This is a genomic window from uncultured Thermosynechococcus sp. (genome assembly GCF_938074695.1).
Lineage (GTDB): Bacteria > Cyanobacteriota > Cyanobacteriia > Thermosynechococcales > Thermosynechococcaceae > Thermosynechococcus.
Genome location: NZ_CALJEM010000083.1, coordinates 1 through 17,048, shown reverse-complemented (window position 1 = coordinate 17,048; position 17,048 = coordinate 1). Strand labels below are relative to the sequence as shown.

Sequence of the window (17,048 nt, the reverse complement as noted above, 5' to 3'; positions counted from 1 at the left end):
TCCTTGGGACTACTGCACAGTGACACGCCGACCACCGCCACTGACAAAGATAATGGCACGGTCTTCTGCCATGGGTTCCCAACCAACATCAAAGCCACTGCGCCAAGCAATGGCGCGGGCAGCCCGAAAACAATCAAAGCTATCGGGACGCACAAAAAAGACAAGGGAATGTTGGCTGGGGGAGAGGCGATCAATGGTACGACGAAAGTTGGAGGTGGGTTTTTCTAGAGTGCTCAAGGGTTCACCGGCGGTGCGATCGCGAGGCTCAAAAAGGGTTTGCAAAATCGGTTGTCCTTGGCTGCGAACCAGCCTCAAGCGCACATCGTAGTAGCGGGTACGGTGGTGAAAAGCCTCCAATTGTTCCTGAATTTGGCGCAGATCTGCAAAGGGATTTTCTGTGATGTGCCGCAGATGGCGATCAATGGCTTCCCTAGCTTGATCCTCCTCAAGGGGCAGGGCGCGGTTTTCACGACACTCAAAGAAATACACCTGCTTGCGAGTTTCGCGGGCAATGGGGGTGCGCACCAAGGCAGGAGATACCGCCGCCGTCAAACTGGCAAAAAGGCAAACAAAGATCATGACCCCCACGGTATTGGTGAGGACATCGAGGAACGAGTCGAGATTTTGACTGGGGGCTTGAACTTGGGGACGGGTCCGCGATCGCTTCATGGAGCTGCAGTACAGAGACCCTTTCTAGGTTATCGGAATTCTCGAACTCTGGTCTGGGTGCATTTGATAGAGTGGCAATTGAGTTACCACTGATGATCTCATCAACTCCTCACGCCTATGGCAATGCTCAAAACCCGCCCTACTCGTTCCTTCACCTCCCAAGCCTGCGATCGCAAAGTGGGCAAAGGGGAGCGAGTCTTAGTACTGCTCTCCCTCATGACGCTATTTCTCCTGGGGGGCATCGCCACTCGCTTGGGCTACCTGCAAATTGTTGAAGGGGATCACAATCGCCAAATGGCCGATGAAAACCGCATTCGCCTCATTCCTAAACCCCCGGAGCGCGGCAAAATTCTGGATCGCAAAGGGCGGATTCTCGCGGGGAACAAGTTTTCCTACTCCGTTTTTCTCTGGCCCCTTGCAGCTAAAAAGCCCACCTGGCCACAGACCGTGAGAATCCTCTCGCAAGTACTCAATATCCCTGCTGCTGAAATTGAAGCGCGGGTCAAACAAGCAGGGGTGAATTCTCCCTCTTTGATTCGCATTGCCCAAGGAATCACCCCCGCCCAAATTGTTGCCCTTGAAGAACACCGCAGTTTTCTCACGGGCGTCGAAATTGACCGTGAAGCCATGCGCTTTTATCCCCACGGCGAGACGGCTGCCCACATTATTGGCTACATTGGTGAACTGAATGAGGAAGAATTGGCTGCCCGTCGGGATCAGGGTTACCGCCTTGGCGATGTCATGGGCAAAATGGGCGTGGAGGCCACCTATGAAAAGGTTCTGCGGGGAGCCTGGGGCGGTCAGCAGGTGGAGGTGGATGGCCAGGGCAAAGTCATCCGCATTCTCGGCCAAAAGGTGGCGCGACCGGGAAACGACATCACCCTTTCTGTGGATCTAGACCTGCAAAAAGCCGCCGAAGCAGCCTTGGGGAATCGGCCGGGGGCGATCGTGGCTATGGATCCCCGCGATGGCTCGATTCTGGCTCTTGCCAGTTACCCTGCCTTTGACCCCAATTGGTTTGCCCGCCGCCTGACCCAAGCCCAATGGGAGGAACTCCAACGGCGGCAGTTTCCCTTTGTCAACCGTGCTCTGCAAGGGTTTCCCCCCGCCAGTACCTTCAAAATCGTCACGACGGTGGCGGGTCTGGAGTCGGGAAAGTTTAGCCCCGACACAGTGCTGATGACCTATCCTGCTCTCTATTCGGGTGGGTTTGCCTTCCATGATTGGAACCGTGCCGGCTTTGGTCCTCTGGGCTTTGCCGGTGCTTTAGCCTGGAGCAGTAATACATTCTTTGGCCAAGTGGCGCGCCGCATTGGACCTGAGACGCTCATTGAGTGGGCACGGCGCTTTGGGATGGGATCGAAGACAGGGATTGACTTGCCGGGGGAAGCGGCGGGCTTTGTCCCCGACCCCCAGTGGAAACAGAAAACCTTTGGTGAAGGCTGGTATGACGGGGATTCCCTCATCACAGCCATTGGTCAAGGAGCACTGCAGGTCAGTCCAGTTCAGGCGGCGGTAATGTTTGCCGTACCGGCCAATGGGGGCTACAAAGTACGTCCGCATTTGGTTGCCTCTGAGAATCCCGATCGCTGGCGCCAGTCGTTGAATTTGAAGCCCTCTACGGTGCAAGTACTCCGCCAAGGTCTGCGACAGGTGGTAACCAGCGGCACCGGTGCCGCCTTGAACACCGGTGAAGTGGCGATCGCCGGCAAAAGTGGAACCGGTGAAGACCCGCCCCGTCCTCACCACACTTGGTTTGGGGCCTATGCCCCTGCGGACAAGCCTGAAATTGTGGTTGTTGCCTTTGCGGAAAACTCTGGGGGGGGTGGCGCCTCAGTGTGTGGCCCAATGGTGTTGCAGGTCATTCAAGCCTACATGAAGATTCGCGATCGCTAGTCCCTTGCTGGCAGCAAGATTGTCATTCCCCAGGGTTGCGCCTAGAATTTGAAGGAATGCGTCTAATAGGGGGATTCATGATTGAGCAGCGCATCATTGCCCTTGGCCTGACAATGGGTCTATTGGCAACGGCCTTGGGGACTCGCCGGAGTGTTGCCGAGACTATTCCTGCTGAACCCGAAGCGGCTGCGCCGATCCTTGTGAATCCTGTGCAATCCATCAATAGCGATCCCCTCGTTTTCTCCTCAGAACCTGTAGATCCACCGGCGGGTAGTGAACCCCTAGAAAACCTCAAGCCCGCGCGCTCCATCCCCGTGGTGATCCAAGAACGCTCCACAGGCTGTCAAGCAATTGTGACTGAGGACATTCCCAACAGCATTTGCTCCGCTCCAACTGCTCCACGTTCCCCTGCTTTACCAACAGCTCCCCGACTGGCGACCGCTCGCCCTCGCCCCTTAGCAACGGCACTGCAAAGCGCTGCAACCCCCAGCAATGCAGGATTTTCTGGCCATAGGACGGCACCGGCCTACGTGCGTCAGCCCTTTCCGGGAGCTAATCCCCTGCGTTGGCTGAAGCTTAACAATGGCCAAATGCTCTTTCCTTTGCCTTTTCCGGTGCCGATTACCTCCACCTTTGGCTGGCGCATCCACCCCATTTTTGGCGATCGCCGCTTCCATTCGGGAACCGATTTAGGCGCACCGGCGGGAACACCCGTGCTTGCGGTCTTTGATGGCCGTGTCGTTGAGTCCAACTGGCTGGGGGGCTATGGCCTCACCGTGATTTTGCAACACCCCCCAGAACAGCACCAAACCCTTTATGCCCACCTCTTGCAGCTTTTTGTCAATCCCGGTCAGTGGGTCAAACAGGGTGAGGTCATTGGGTTGGTGGGCAGTACCGGCAACTCCACCGGCCCGCACCTACATTTTGAGATTCATGAAATGACGGCGCAGGGATTGATTCCTGTGGCTCCCGAAGCGCGGTTAGAATTGGCATTAGCGCAGTTAAAGCAGGCGATCGCCCAAACGCGCCAGCAGTCGCATCGCCGTTCCTAGGAGACCGATGGTTATTGCCACTTCCCCTTACACCGATAATCCCCTCTTGCGGGGCGATGGGTTTCCCCCCTTTGATCAGATTCAGGTGGGCCATGTTGAGCCAGCGGTGCGCCAACTATTGCAGGAACTCAGCCAAGAATTAGCGGCCCTAGAGCAATCCTTCACGCCCACCTGGGAAGGGCTAGTGGAACCCCTCGAACGCCTGAGCGATCGCCTTGATTGGACATGGGGCATTGTGAACCATCTAACAGCTGTCAAAAGCAGCCCTGAACTGCGCCAAGCCTACGAAGCCGTCCAACCCCAAGTGGTGGAGTTCTACACCCGTCTAGGACAATCCCGCCCCCTCTATGAAGGGTTCAAGACACTGGCTGCCAGTTCGGAATTTCAGAGCTATCCCCCTGCTCGCAAACGCATTGTGGAAGCTGCTATTCGCAATGCCGAGCACAGTGGGGTTAGTTTGACGGGGGCAGCCAAAGAACGCTTCAACGCCATTCAGCTGGAATTAGCCGAACTATCAACTCAGTTTGCCAACAATCTTTTAGATGCCACCAAGGCCTTCCGCCTCAAGCTCACTCAACCCGATGAAGTCGCCGGCCTGCCGCCTAGTCTCCTTGCCCTTGCGGCGCAAACTGCTCGCCAAGATGGCGTTGAGACCGCCAGCCCAGAAACAGGGCCATGGCACATCACTTTAGACTTTCCCAGCTATGGCCCCTTCATGCAACACAGCCAGCGGCGGGATTTGCGGGAGCAGCTCTATCGCGCCTATATTTCCCGTGCCAGTAGGGGTGAGTGGGATAACCGTCCAATTCTTGAGCGCATCCTTGCCCTGCGGGCAGAAGAAGCCCAGTTATTGGGATTCAACACCTATGCTGAACTTAGCCTTGCCGGCAAAATGGCCGACAGTGTTGCCAGTGTGGAAAAGCTCCTAGAGGAGTTGCGCCAAGTGAGCTATCCGGCAGCGAGACGGGAACTAGAGGAACTCAAAGCCTTTGCTGCGGCCCAAGGGGCACCGGAAGCCCACGACCTCCAGCACTGGGATATTCCCTACTGGGCAGAACGGCAGCGGGAAGCCCTCTTTGCCTTTAGCGATGAAGAACTCCGTCCTTATTTCCCACTGCCCCAAGTGCTTGAGGGGTTATTTGGCTTAGTGAAGCGGCTCTTTGGTGTCACGGTGGTACCAGCGGACGGGCAAGCGCCCGTTTGGCATCCCGATGTCCGCTTTTTTGCCATCCTCGATGAAAACAACCAAACAATTGCCCACTTTTACCTTGACCCCTACAGCCGTCCTGCCGAAAAGCGAGGCGGGGCTTGGATGGACGATTGTCTTGGTCGGGCCAAATATCGCATTCAGGGAGAATGGCGAACCCGTTTACCTGTGGCCTACCTAGTCTGCAATCAGACCCCACCTGTGGATGGCAAACCCAGCCTGATGACCTTTGGCGAGGTGGAAACCCTCTTCCATGAGTTTGGTCATGGCTTGCACCACATGCTGACACGGGTGGATGAAGCGGGAGCAGCGGGCATTAATAACGTGGAGTGGGATGCCGTTGAACTCCCCAGCCAATTTATGGAAAATTGGTGCTACCATCGTCCCACCCTTTTTGGCATGGCACGGCACTATGAAACGGGGGAGCCGCTGCCAGAGCACTACTACGAAAAGCTGGTTGCTGCCCGTACCTATCGCGCAGGGAGCGCCCTCTTACGGCAATTGCACTTTAGCTTGTTGGATCTAGAACTGCACCATCGCTATCAACCAGGTCAGGGGGAAACGCCCCAGCAGGTGCGCGATCGCTTAGCGCAGACCACAATGATTCTACCCCCTCTGCCAGAAGATGCCTTTCTGTGTAGTTTTAGCCACATTTTTGCCGGCGGCTATGCAGCGGGATACTACAGCTATCTTTGGGCAGAGGTTCTGAGCGCCGATGCCTTTGCTGCCTTTGAGGAAGTGGGTCTGGACAACGAGCAGGCCGTTGCTGAAATGGGACGACGCTATCGCGACACGGTGCTTGCCCTTGGCGGCAGCCAGCCCCCCATGGAGATTTTCAAGGCCTTCCGAGGCCGCGAACCTATCACCGAACCCCTACTACGGCAACGGGGGTTATGCCGTTGAGCCGTTCTGCAATCCCTATGAGGAGGTGGGCAGGCGATCGCCTCGCGTTTGATCTAGCCACTCAAAAATCCGATCCAACTGCTCCAGCGTAATCAATCCATACTGCCAAAGAATAATCGGCAGCGATCCCCGCTGCTGTTGCCACTGACGCAAAGCCATGGCAATACTCTCTGGCGGCAGTGCCAGTTCCTGTTCAAGGTATCGCAGTAGCTGAGGAGAGTAGGGCATTGTCGGTGAGGAGTGACCAGTACAGGGACAGGACAACCTTTAGACTTGCAGTATAACAACGAGATTTTCAGGATAGGGTGAGTTTAACAAAAGCTGCACATTGTCTGGGAAGACGCTGGGGTTGATTGCAATGTTTCGCAGCATCCCCTTAAGATAATTAAAAAAGATGCCCTATTTATAAATTTTTATTACGATGCTTCAACAGGTGTGGCGCTGGCTTCGCCAAATTGGTTTAGGGATGGTGCTGGTGAGCCTCTGCTGGCTGGGGGCGATCGCCCCTGCTCACAGCTTCAACAATCCAGAGTTGTTGCCTCCGTCGCCTACGAATGTCATTGACCTCGCCCAAATTCTCACACCGGTTCAAAGAGAACGCCTCGACAGCGAACTAGCAGACTTTGAAGCACAGACGGGGTGGAAGCTGCGCGTCCTTACCCAATACGATCGCACCCCCGGCTTAGCAGTACGGGATTTTTGGGATCTGGACGATCGCAGTATTCTGCTGGTGGCCGATACCCGTGGTGGCAATCTTTTGAACTTTAATGTCGGTGACACCGCCTACCGCGTTCTCCAGCGCACCTTTTGGGTCGAGTTGCAAACCCGTTTTGGCAATCAATACTTTGTGCGTGACAACGGCGAAGATCAGGCGATCCTGCAATCCCTCCATGCTATTGAAACCTGCCTCGCCCAGGGGGGATGTCGCGCTGTACCGGGACTGCCCCAAGAACAGTGGGTGCTCACCCTTGCCACGTCCATCTTTGGGGGTATTATTTTGGGCTTTGTTGCCCGTCCCCGCCGTGCCGATCAAAAAGTGGCTTGGAAGTGGATTCTCCTCTTTTCGCCACTGTGGGGGATGCTTTTCTTTGTCTTTGGTTTGGGGCCTGTGCTGGCGCGCACCCAAGAGTGGCTCCCGATTCTGCGCAATGTTGCCGGTTTTGCTCTTGGTGCAATTGTTGCCTTTTTAATTCCTAGCCCTAGTCTGCCGCCGCCCGTGCTGGAGGAATAGAACCTTTCCTACACCTGATTAGAAAATTGCTTAGGATTGAAGTTAAACACACCGCTAGCCATCTTGGGCAATGATTGCCAATCACAATTCCTGCCGCACCATTGTTGGCATTGTTAAAGGTCCTGGGGAGACCGGCAGTGAGTACATGTTTATTACTGCTGACCCTCAACCGGCACGTATTGGTGAATTTGTTTACTATGAATTGAGCGATCGCCCAAATGAAAGTGCGAATTCTGCCACGGGTACTGTTCACCAAGTCTTGGGCAAAATTACTGGCTGCCGTCTCATTGAGCATCTGCCGGATCGAATGTTTGCCGATTATGAACTGAATCCCGGCACAGTGGCGGCGCTGATTGGTTTTACCTGTGAACCGGCAGAACTCTATGAAATGACCGTAGAAGTGATTGGGGAATTTCACCCCGTGTTTGGCTTCAACAATCTGCGGCGGCTCCCCTTGCCCGGTGCGAAGGTCTATCTAGCGGACAACGAACTGCTGCGGCACGTTCTCAACAAGAAAAAGCCAGAGGAGGAGGGGGCTGCCCACATTGGTTCGCTGTTGTTGCGAGAGGAGGGGGCGGTGCCCATTGCCCTCGATGTCAAAGAACTGGTGAGTACCCATGTGGCCATCCTTGCCGGAACAGGGTCGGGCAAGTCCTATACAGCAGGTGTCTTGGTGGAGGAGTTGCTGTCGCCCAAAAATCGAGCTGCAGTGCTCATTCTCGACCCCCACGGGGAATACCATACCCTGACACAGCTGAGGGGACATCAAGCCTTTAGGGATAAGGATGGCTATCAGCCTCAGGTCAACCTTATTGGGCCAAAGGAGATTAAAATACGGGTTTCTTCCCTTGAATTCTACGATATTCTCACGCTGCTTCCCCCGATGAGCGATCGCCAGCAGGCCATTCTCAAAAAAGCCTACGATGAAGTGCGCCGTACCTATAGAAACCATCATTGGAGTACCCAGGACTTGATTAACGCTGTCTATCGCGTGGATCGGGTGGAGGATGAGGAGGGGAATCTCAAGCAGGGGTCTTCTGCTGATGCCCTAGCTTGGAAGTTGGAAAAAATGCAACGTTCTAGCTATTTCCATACCTGTGAACACTTGCCCCCGCAAAAGTTATTCGCCCCAGGCCAAGTGACCATTCTAGAAATGAACGAGATTCCCTTGGAGGAGCAGCAGGTCATTGCCACGGCCATTTTGCGCCAAACAAACCACGCTCGCATGAATACCCACAAAAACCACGTGTTAGAAGGAGATGAGCAGTACCTCCCCTACCCAGTCTTTATTTTGATTGAGGAAGCGCATCGGTTTGCCCCTGCCCATGAACCCTCCCAGTGTAAGCAGGTATTGCGCACAATCCTCAGCGAGGGGCGTAAATTTGGACTGGGGGTGGGACTGATTACCCAGCGGCCGGGCAAACTGGACAGCGATGTGCTTTCCCAGTGTATGAGCCAGTTTATTCTGCGGATTGTCAATCCCGTGGATCAAGAGAGTCTTAAACATGGAGTAGAAGCAGCGGGGCGGGATTTGCTCAAAGAACTGCCTGCCCTCAGTAAAGGCCAAGTGATTATTGCCGGCGCCTGTGTGAATACACCGGTTCTCTGTCGGGTACGGCAACGCTTGACTACCCACGGGGGTGACACACTGGATGCCCCTGCCCTGTGGAAGGAGTATTTTGCCAAACACAAACAGTTGGAGCGCATGGGGGCAATGGCAGGACCGGCACCACGCGCAAAACCGCACACCCTTGGCCGGCGATCGCTCGAATGATCACCTGTTGTCAAGTTCAAGAAAATACGCTAGCTTAAAAGTAGCTCTATGCATGGGGCTGAAACGGCTTCGACGTCCTAGTGAAAGTTGGGCTGTGACGCAGGCCGAGAGTGGACTATCTCTCGTTAATCCAAAGTCCAAACCAAAAGTAACTGCGAACAACATCGTTCCTTTCGCTCGTAAAGCTGCTGCGGTAGCCTAAGACCTCTAAACAGGTTCGAGCACTCGTTGTCCGACTCCGTTAAGGGCAGCGGGTAAACCCCAACGGATGCGCTAGGCAGCTCTCTCTGGTGGGCTGCTTAGCAAAGACTCTACCAGAGCATCCTACTGTTCGGGATAAGGAACAGTTCCCGCCTGAGGGTGAGAAAGGCTAAGCCTGTGAAGGAGCAGTCGGCGAATAGCTAGGGCGGACACGGGTTCGACTCCCGTCAGCTCCATTAACGCCCCTGCAAAAAGCTGAGGATACCTTGGGCGATCGCCTGTGCCATTTGCGTCCGCCAAGCAGGATTTTGGAAATTGGCGGCGTCCTCTGCACCTGTAACAAAGCCGATCTCGACAAGGGCAGAATCCATTGACGTATTGCGGATGACATAGAAGCGGGCAGCTCTGACTCCGCGATCGCGGATATTTAGAGAATTGAGAATCCTGTTGTGAATCGCAGAGGCCAAGCGACTTGAACGTCCGGGGGCAAAGTAGGTCTCTAGGCCATTGACATCGGGGCGAGCCAAACTAATGGCATTGGCGTGAATGCTCACAAAGGCATTGGCGCGTGCCCGTTCCGCAATCGCCACCCGTGGCGCTAGGTCTAAATCTATATCTGTCGTGCGGGTCATTATCACCTGTACTCCCTGCTGCTGCAAAAATTGGGCAACTTGCAGACCCACATCCAAAACAATGTCCTTTTCACGAATGCCGCCAATGCCGATTGCTCCCGGATCACTGCCCCCATGACCCGGATCAATGACCACCACAAAACGGCCACGGGGTACGGGTTGAGTTGTCGCTGTAGCGGGCACATCAATGGGGGTAGGAGCACTGGTTGGCGAGTCATTCACCCCTTGGATTTGCACCACAAAGGATTCCGCGGAGAGGGGGCGGGGACCGAGAATCCGGAAGTTGGGGGCAGGGGTCAACAAAATAGAAACAATCTGGTTCTCCTCTTGGCGAAATTCAATATTGCTGAGGGGGCTGCCGGTGGCAAGATAGGGTTCTCGGACTTGGCTACCCAACCGGGCTTGGCGTAAGCGAATGCGATAGCGATCGCCCTCCCAACCCACGCTATAAAAAATGGTGCGATCGCCCTGAATCAGCAACTCCCGTCCCCCTAGATCAACACGCTGAATCGTTGTAACGGGGGGTTGAGCACTAGCGGGGGGAATCCCCCTGGGTCGTTGGGGCGATGGTGGAGCCGTCGGGGGGGGCGGTGCAATTGCCGTGGTTGAGGGCACAATCACAAAGCCGTCATTGTGAGGAGAAACTTGCCAATCGGCCTCTTGGGGGTCAATGTCGAGGAGAATTTGCACTTGGCGATTGCCTTGGGGTCGCACCTCAGCGCGAACGCGATCCCGCCCAAAGCGGCGTAACTCCAGACGCCGAGGACTAAAGTTGCGAATGAGTTCACTATTGCTGAGGAGAATTTCAAGGCGATCGCGCCGCGGGCGGCGAATGGTGTAACTGCCTTCGGGCAGGGGGCGATCGGCCAGCACGAGAAAACCCGTATCATCTGCCCGCCAACTGCGTATTTGCAGTGGCCCTGTAGGTGTCACCGGCGGAGAGCTGGGAGGAGAAGGGGATGGAGGAGGCGGTAACGAAACTGTTTGTTGCTGTGGTGTGGGCAGTTGCACCAACCAGTTATTAGCTGTTACCCCTCGGAAGCGCACTTGCTGGGGGTCAATGGTCAAACCAGCCGCATACTCCACCACAATCCGGGTGGTTTGGGGGTCAAACTGGGCAACTCGTACTTGGCGAATGGCACCACTATAGTTTTGAGTGATCTGGGGGCTACCGAGAACCACACCGGGCAAATCAATCACAAGGCGGGTTGGATTGTAAACCAACTCAGCACGGGGTTGAACTCCTCGTTCTGTGCGAATTTCCAGTTGATTGGTGGCCGGATTGAGTCGCCACAATTGCAGGCGGCCGGCCGAAGCGGGCTGAGCCATGATCAATGCAGCGGTGGGTGCCCATAGAACACTCATCACAGCTCGCGATTGCCACGAACGCCACGGTTGATCCATCTCACGCTTCCTCCACCAGCGATGCACAACGCACTACCCAGTTGGCTGGCCAAGCCGCTTAAGCAAGCGTGCTCAGCATACTTGATCGGGGACAGGTATGGGAACTGGCATAGCCTGCGATTTAGGTTTGCGCGATCGCCCTTGTTCAGATTCAAATTTCAGCTTGGTTCAAGTCCACTTAGACGCACGCTCAAGTCAATGAGTTCTCCGATTGCATGATCTAGACCACTTTTTCGTAGGTTTGCCCGAGGAAATGTCTGCGGAGTCATCAATGCCCAGTGGCCGTACCCACGATCGCCTGACTTGGATCGGCATGCCCCTTGTGGGCTTCACAGCCGGTGCGCTCAGCCGCGATTGGGCTTGGGGCGTGGTGGTTAGCAGTAGCTTTGGTATTGGCGGCTTTCTCCTCAGTCCCGACCTCGATACGCTTTCATTGCCCTACTACCGTTGGGGCTGGCTACGGGGAATCTGGCTCCCTTACCAAAAAGCGTTTTCGCATCGCTCATTTTGGACCCATGGCCCAGTGGTGGGCACCGTGATCCGCTTGCTCTATCTAAGCCTTTGGCTGGGGTTAGGACTGGGTTTTGTGGCCGGAGTCGCCTCATTCACCGGACAGCTTCCCCTCCTACAGGAATGGTTACGTCGCTGGCAGGGAATAGATTGGCGATGGGGAGTCGCGATCGCCCTTGGCTTAGAGCTATCGGCACTGCTCCATCTCACCAGCGATTTTGTGGTTTCCCGGTGGCGACGCTGGCAGCGCTAATGGTGGTGGGTAGGGCAAGGGGGCGCACTAATGGAGTGATCAAGCCAACCCACGGCCTGTTGCAAATGCGCCAGTGCTTCCGCCTCATTTTCCTTCAGGAGATAAACAAGGGCGGCAGCCGCTTGTTCAAGAGCACGGGCACGGCGATTTCCCTTCAGGCGATGCCAATCTTGAGGCGCAATCCTAACTGCATCAAGGAGAGCAGTGGCCAGTTCTTCAGCACAAGGCGTTGTTTGCAGCATAATTTGAAGTTACGAAAAATACAAAACGCTATCCCTTATAGCTTAAGCAGTTTCTGGCTACCTCTAACCCGATGGAGACTGGAACCTTACCTTGGAATGATGGCGTCTAAAGTAGAAGCAGGTGCACCCCGCCAAGGAGAGATCGCGATGGTCGCAAAAGTCACCCGCTCCCGCCCTGCCTTGATTGTGCTGGCTGTGATTGGCCTTGCGTCGGCTGGGACAGCGGCATGGTTAACCTTGAGTCCGCCCCAACAGAGAAATACAGTTCCCAATTCAGCGGAAGTTGCCCAGCAACAGGAAACCCAACTCTTTTGGGTTAAAAATGAAGGAGACAGACTAGTTTTAGTGCCCTCCACAGTACGTCTCAATGCGCCGGCAGCGCGACCCGAACTCTTTATCCAATCTCGTCTGGAGCGGCTTTTGGCCGGGCCTGCCAATCGCGATGTCACCACCAGTATTCCAGACAATACCCGTGTCAACCGTGTAGAAGTTAAAGCCGATGGCATTCATATCGATCTCTCCCCAGAGTTTACAAAAGGGGGTGGAAGTGCTTCAATGCAAGCGCGTCTAGGACAAATACTCTACACAGCAACGGCCAGTGATCCCAATGCCCCTGTGTGGATTTCCGTTGGCGGTGAGCCGCTGCGTGTACTGGGAGGCGAGGGACTAGAGGTGACACAACCCATGACCCGTCAAGACTTTCAAACAGCCTTTGCCCTGCGCACCCAATAGTGCCAAGCCAGTCTGAGAAGGTTGGAATTGCAACCCTGCTCATCTACTGCCAAAATTATTTGACTAAACCTAGATAAATACTATCTAGTCTAGAGGATAGGGACAGCGATCGCTATAATTGGAGCAATTCTTAGCACTTGCACAGGTATCAGGAGCATGGCCAGTCCAGAACCCCCTAGCAACCAACCCGATGACCTACTCGAAAGCATCATCAGGGATTTGGGTGAGTTGGACGAGCCTCCCGCACAGAATATCGATCTCAATTCTTTGACGGCAGAATTGGAGTTGCTCACCGGTACCGCAGAACAGCGGGCGATCGCCCAAAACGAAGCCTTACAGGAGCAAATGAGCCGGCTCACTGCAGAACTGAACAACGTTCAACAGCAACGGGATCAACTCAGCCAAGATCTTGCCCGCCTCCGTGAAGAAAACGCTTACTTGAGCGGCCTGCGGCAAAATCTTGAACAGGAACTGGCACAGGCTCTCATTCAGCAGGACGAGCTTCAGCAGCAACTGGCAACACTGCAACTTCAAGTCTCCCAGATTCACGAACTGCAAAGTCAAGTTGCCACACTGCAATCCCAAGTCTCGCAAATTGAAGCGCTCCAAAATCAACTTGCTTCACTACAAGTTGAAAAAGCCGCTCTCGAACAACAGCTAGAGACGGTGTTGGCTGCTTCACCAGCAGCTCCTTTAGAGGATCCAGCCCTTCTCGGTAACCCTCCAGAGGCCGGCCTCGCCCAACAACTAGCGCAGATAACGCGGCAGCTTGCCCAAGTGGAAAGGGAGCGCGATCGCCTGCAAGAAGAATTTGCCCAAGCCCAAAATGAACTACACATCCTTCGGCAAGATTTAGAAGCTCTGCGCAGCCCATCCTCAACCGTTGTCCCTACGGAACTGACCCTTGCAGCCCAAGAAAATCACCAACTGAAGCGCCAACAACGGCGGCGCGACACAGTGCTCTGGATGAGTGGCATTGCAGCAACTGTAGTTTCTGCCTTGAGTGTGAGCTTAAATTTCCCTCAGCCTATTGGCCGCATCGTGCCGCCTGTGGCTGCCTTGGCGGTTCCGGTGATCACAACGGTTGTCGCTAAGGGGAGATCAACCGCCAGTGAAAAGACTGCTTAGGCGATCCCCCTCTGGGCTAAAATCTTAGGGCAGGGACGCTTTGCTTAGGAGTTTAGATTACCGTGCCCAATCTCAAAGCTATTCGCGATCGCATTAAAACAATTAAAGATACCCGCAAGATTACCGAAGCGATGCGCCTCGTGGCGGCAGCCAAAGTTCGCCGTGCCCAAGAGCAGGTGATGGCGAGTCGTCCCTTTGCCGATCGCTTGGCGCAGGTGCTGTATAGCTTGCAAACTCGGCTACGCTTTCAGGATGTGGATTTACCTTTGTTAGCCAAGCGTCCTGTGCAGACAGTGGCGCTGTTAGTGGTGACGGGCGATCGCGGTCTGTGCGGTGGTTACAACGCCAACGTTATCCGTCGCGCTAGGGAACGGATCCAAGAACTTGAAGCTGAAGGCGTCAAATATACGCTGGTGATTGTTGGTCGCAAAGCTGCTCAATACTTCCAGCGCCGCAATTATCCCATTGATGCCGTCTATTCTGGCCTCGAGCAAATCCCCTCTGCCAGTGAAGCAGGTCAAATTGCCAGTGAATTGCTCTCACTCTTTCTCTCGGAAACAGTGGATCGGGTGGAGCTTATCTACACTAAGTTTGTCTCCCTCATTAGTTCAAAACCCGTGGTTCAGACCCTGCTGCCCTTAGATCCTCAGGGGCTAGAGACTGCTGATGATGAAATTTTCCGCCTGACCACCCGTGGCTCCCAACTACAGGTCAATCGTGAGAAGGTGGCTTCCACATTGCCTGCTCTACCCTCTGACATGATTTTTGAGCAGGATCCTGTGCAAATTCTCGATGCTCTCCTGCCTCTATACTTGAACAACCAATTGCTACGGGCACTGCAAGAGGCTGCTGCCTCGGAATTGGCAGCACGCATGACGGCAATGAATAACGCCAGTGACAATGCCCAAGCCCTAATTGGTACTCTCACCCTCTCCTACAACAAAGCTCGCCAAGCCGCCATTACCCAAGAGATTCTGGAAGTGGTCGCTGGCGCAGAAGCTCTCCGTTAGGGGGGAGTTGTCCTTTGAAACTCCTCTTTGTTGCCACTTCGGTTGGCCCTCTGGGCAGCGGAAAAGGGGGCGGTGTGGAGTTGACGATTCTCAACATGGCTCAGGCTTTGGGCGATCGCCAGCACACCGTTTACATCCTTGCTCCTGAGGGTTCCCACCTGCCTGTGGCGGCAACAATTGAGGAAGTACCAGGTGCCCTTCAGGTGCCCGCCCAGCATCAAACCCGCGACCAACCAATTATGCTGCCGCCCCATAGTGTGTTAGCCAATATGTGGATACGGGTGCGGCAGCTCCAAGACCAATTTGATGTCATTGTCAATTTTGCCTACGACTGGTTGCCCTTTTATCTGACGCCTTTTTTAAGTCGGCCGGTGGGGCATCTGGTCAGTATGGCCTCGGTCGCGGATGTCATGGATCGGGCGATCGCGGATGTCCTTGATCGGTATCCGGGCACCATTGCTGTCTATACCCGTACCCAAGCCGCCACCTTTCCCTTTGGCGATCGCTGTGTCTGTTTGGGCAGCGGTCTTGATCTTTCGCTCTATGACTTTTGTGCAGAGCCGGAGGATGCCCTGTGCTGGCTGGGGCGCATTGCCCCCGAAAAGGGACTAGAAGATGCCGTCGCTGCCGTCAATGTCACCCGTACCCCTTTGAAGATCATGGGACAACTGCAAGATCATGACTATTGGCAGCGGATTCAAACTGACTACCCCGATGCCCCCATTGAATACCTGGGATTTTTCCCCACACGGGAAATGCAGGCACGCTTGCGGCGGTGTCGCGCTCTCCTGCTGACCTCCCGCTGGGTGGAAGCCTTTGGCAATGTGGTTATTGAGAGCCTTGCCTGCGGCGTTCCCGTGATTGCCTACGATCGCGGTGGGCCTAGGGAAATTATCCGCGATGGTCAGACGGGGTTTCTCGTTACTCCTGATTCTGTTGAAGCCTTAATTGCCGCCATTGGCAAAATTGATCAAATTGATCGCGCCGCCTGCCGCCAACAGGCAGAACAGGAGTATAGCTTAGCGGTGTATGGGGATAGGGTGGAACAGTGGCTACAGCAGGTGGCAGTGTTGTCTCAAGCCTAGCTTAGTAAACTGGCATGGCCAGTGCTGCACTCCCCTCTGCCACCCTATACAATAGGCCAAGGTGTGAGTGGAGGGAAAACCTGAATGGGCGAGGTTCTGTTTCCCGGAGCAAAGCGAGGATACTCAACCTTGCTCACTTCCTTTGCCATGGCAACAATTGCCAGTGCTGGCCTAGGAATCTGGCTTTTACGGAGCTTATCCCCAACCTCTGTTGCTCCTTCAGAACCGGTGTCTTTACCTGATCCGATTCAACCCCAACGGCCTCTGCCGCGGCCAATTTTGGATGGCCGTGATCCTCTACTGGCGCCGCTAGGCAGTCAAGCCCCCCCTTCGGCAACCCCCATCTCCACCTCTGCTAAGACCATCCTGCCCACCGTCCCTCCTCCTGCCCTCAAGCCGGTGCCCCCAAGTCAAGGCCCTGCCCCTCAAGTGCGGGTGGCGATCGCCCGTAATCAGCCCCAACTCACCATTGGCACCACCGTCACCACCGCCGTTACCAATGATCAACAGCAAGTGATGACACAGCTTGCCCCTTCCCAAGGCGCTGTGGTGACAGCCCGCGATGGCTTTTTGCTCTGGAATGGTCAACCCCTTGCCCCCTCCCTCTGGATTCGCCCTAGGAATCAACTCACGTTTGTCGGCGATAGATGGTATCGGGGCGTCGTCCGCTTCATTGCTCAGGGAAACACAGTTACAGCCGTCAACCAAGTAGATCTAGAACAATACTTAGTGAGTGTTGTCGGTGCAGAGGTCTATCCCGACTGGCCCATGGAAACCCTGAAAGCCCAAGCGATCGCCGCCCGTTCCTATGCCCTTGCCCAAATGGTTCAACCCGCTAGCCGCTTTTTTGATCTGGGGAACGATGAGCGCTGGCAAGTGTATCGTGGGATTGAAACAGAGTGGAATACCACGCAAGCGGCAGTTCAGGCCACACGGGGCATTGTCCTCACTAAAAGCGGACGAATCCTAGTTTCAATGTATGCAGCAACCAACGACATTGTGCGGGAAGTCTTTGGCGGGCGGGGGATGAGTCAAATGGGAGCCTATGAGCTGGGCCGGCGTGGCTACAACCACCTGCAAATTTTAGCAACCTACTATCCAGGGGCGAGTCTATCGCAA

General features: G+C 55.0%; 15 protein-coding genes and 1 other RNA gene. 12 read left to right on the top strand and 4 right to left on the bottom strand.

Going from position 1 to position 17,048, the window contains the following annotated elements; genetic code table 11:
• Positions 1 to 9 precede the first annotated feature (9 nt).
• On the bottom strand, positions 10 to 669 hold the full coding sequence (locus Q0683_RS10885) for a hypothetical protein (RefSeq protein ID WP_298615353.1): 660 nt from the start codon (positions 667 to 669) through the stop codon (positions 10 to 12).
• A 117-nt stretch (positions 670 to 786) separates the two neighbouring features.
• Here Q0683_RS10885 and mrdA point away from each other — a divergent pair, with 117 nt between their 5' ends.
• The 3 genes from mrdA (at position 787) to Q0683_RS10870 (ending at position 5,727) form a co-directional block, all read left to right on the top strand.
• Positions 787 to 2,565, top strand: coding sequence for a penicillin-binding protein 2 (gene mrdA / locus Q0683_RS10880; RefSeq protein ID WP_298615355.1), 1,779 nt, complete (start codon positions 787 to 789; stop codon positions 2,563 to 2,565).
• A gap of 77 nt (positions 2,566 to 2,642) precedes the next feature.
• Positions 2,643 to 3,617: a M23 family metallopeptidase gene (locus Q0683_RS10875; RefSeq protein ID WP_298977708.1), complete on the top strand. Its 975-nt coding sequence runs from the start codon at positions 2,643 to 2,645 to the stop codon at positions 3,615 to 3,617.
• A 7-nt stretch (positions 3,618 to 3,624) separates the two neighbouring features.
• Positions 3,625 to 5,727: a M3 family metallopeptidase gene (locus Q0683_RS10870; RefSeq protein ID WP_298977705.1), complete on the top strand. Its 2,103-nt coding sequence runs from the start codon at positions 3,625 to 3,627 to the stop codon at positions 5,725 to 5,727.
• 15 nt (positions 5,728 to 5,742) lie between these two features.
• On the opposite strand, the gene Q0683_RS10865 is transcribed toward Q0683_RS10870, so the two are convergent.
• Positions 5,743 to 5,955 carry a DUF2949 domain-containing protein gene (locus Q0683_RS10865; protein WP_298977703.1) on the bottom strand — a complete coding sequence of 71 codons (213 nt, stop codon included), beginning with the start codon at positions 5,953 to 5,955 and terminating at the stop codon, positions 5,743 to 5,745.
• A gap of 238 nt (positions 5,956 to 6,193) precedes the next feature.
• Between Q0683_RS10865 and Q0683_RS10860 the strand changes: the two genes are divergently transcribed.
• The 3 genes from Q0683_RS10860 (at position 6,194) to ssrA (ending at position 9,172) form a co-directional block, all read left to right on the top strand.
• Positions 6,194 to 6,958, top strand: a complete 765-nt coding sequence (locus Q0683_RS10860; protein WP_298617441.1) for a TPM domain-containing protein — start codon at positions 6,194 to 6,196, stop codon at positions 6,956 to 6,958.
• Between the two features lie 70 nt (positions 6,959 to 7,028).
• On the top strand, positions 7,029 to 8,732 hold the full coding sequence (locus tag Q0683_RS10855; protein WP_298977700.1) for a helicase HerA domain-containing protein: 1,704 nt from the start codon (positions 7,029 to 7,031) through the stop codon (positions 8,730 to 8,732).
• Positions 8,733 to 8,786: 54 nt separating this feature from the next.
• Positions 8,787 to 9,172: a transfer-messenger RNA gene (ssrA, locus tag Q0683_RS10850) on the top strand.
• On the opposite strand, the gene Q0683_RS10845 is transcribed toward ssrA, so the two are convergent.
• Positions 9,170 to 10,969: an N-acetylmuramoyl-L-alanine amidase gene (locus Q0683_RS10845; protein ID WP_298977697.1), complete on the bottom strand. Its 1,800-nt coding sequence runs from the start codon at positions 10,967 to 10,969 to the stop codon at positions 9,170 to 9,172. The genes ssrA and Q0683_RS10845 overlap by 3 nt on opposite strands.
• A gap of 253 nt (positions 10,970 to 11,222) precedes the next feature.
• On the opposite strand from Q0683_RS10845, the gene Q0683_RS10840 reads away from it, so the two are divergent.
• Entirely contained in the window at positions 11,223 to 11,732 is a 510-nt protein-coding gene (locus Q0683_RS10840; protein ID WP_298616511.1) for a metal-binding protein, read from the top strand.
• On the opposite strand, the gene Q0683_RS10835 is transcribed toward Q0683_RS10840, so the two are convergent.
• Positions 11,729 to 11,974 carry a DUF6439 family protein gene (locus Q0683_RS10835; protein WP_298616506.1) on the bottom strand — a complete coding sequence of 82 codons (246 nt, stop codon included), beginning with the start codon at positions 11,972 to 11,974 and terminating at the stop codon, positions 11,729 to 11,731. The two genes, Q0683_RS10840 and Q0683_RS10835, sit on opposite strands and share 4 nt — an antisense overlap.
• A 147-nt stretch (positions 11,975 to 12,121) precedes the next feature.
• Here Q0683_RS10835 and Q0683_RS10830 point away from each other — a divergent pair, with 147 nt between their 5' ends.
• The 5 genes from Q0683_RS10830 to Q0683_RS10810 form a co-directional block, all read left to right on the top strand.
• Positions 12,122 to 12,706, top strand: coding sequence for a GerMN domain-containing protein (locus Q0683_RS10830; protein WP_298977692.1), 585 nt, complete (start codon positions 12,122 to 12,124; stop codon positions 12,704 to 12,706).
• A gap of 156 nt (positions 12,707 to 12,862) precedes the next feature.
• Entirely contained in the window at positions 12,863 to 13,834 is a 972-nt protein-coding gene (locus Q0683_RS10825; RefSeq protein WP_298616500.1) for a hypothetical protein, read from the top strand.
• A gap of 62 nt (positions 13,835 to 13,896) precedes the next feature.
• Positions 13,897 to 14,844, top strand: coding sequence for a F0F1 ATP synthase subunit gamma (locus Q0683_RS10820; RefSeq protein ID WP_298616497.1), 948 nt, complete (start codon positions 13,897 to 13,899; stop codon positions 14,842 to 14,844).
• Positions 14,845 to 14,858: 14 nt separating this feature from the next.
• Positions 14,859 to 15,929, top strand: coding sequence for a glycosyltransferase family 4 protein (locus Q0683_RS10815; RefSeq protein ID WP_298616494.1), 1,071 nt, complete (start codon positions 14,859 to 14,861; stop codon positions 15,927 to 15,929).
• A gap of 129 nt (positions 15,930 to 16,058) precedes the next feature.
• On the top strand, positions 16,059 to 17,048 hold a 990-nt coding region (locus Q0683_RS10810), incomplete at its 3' end, for a SpoIID/LytB domain-containing protein (protein WP_298616490.1).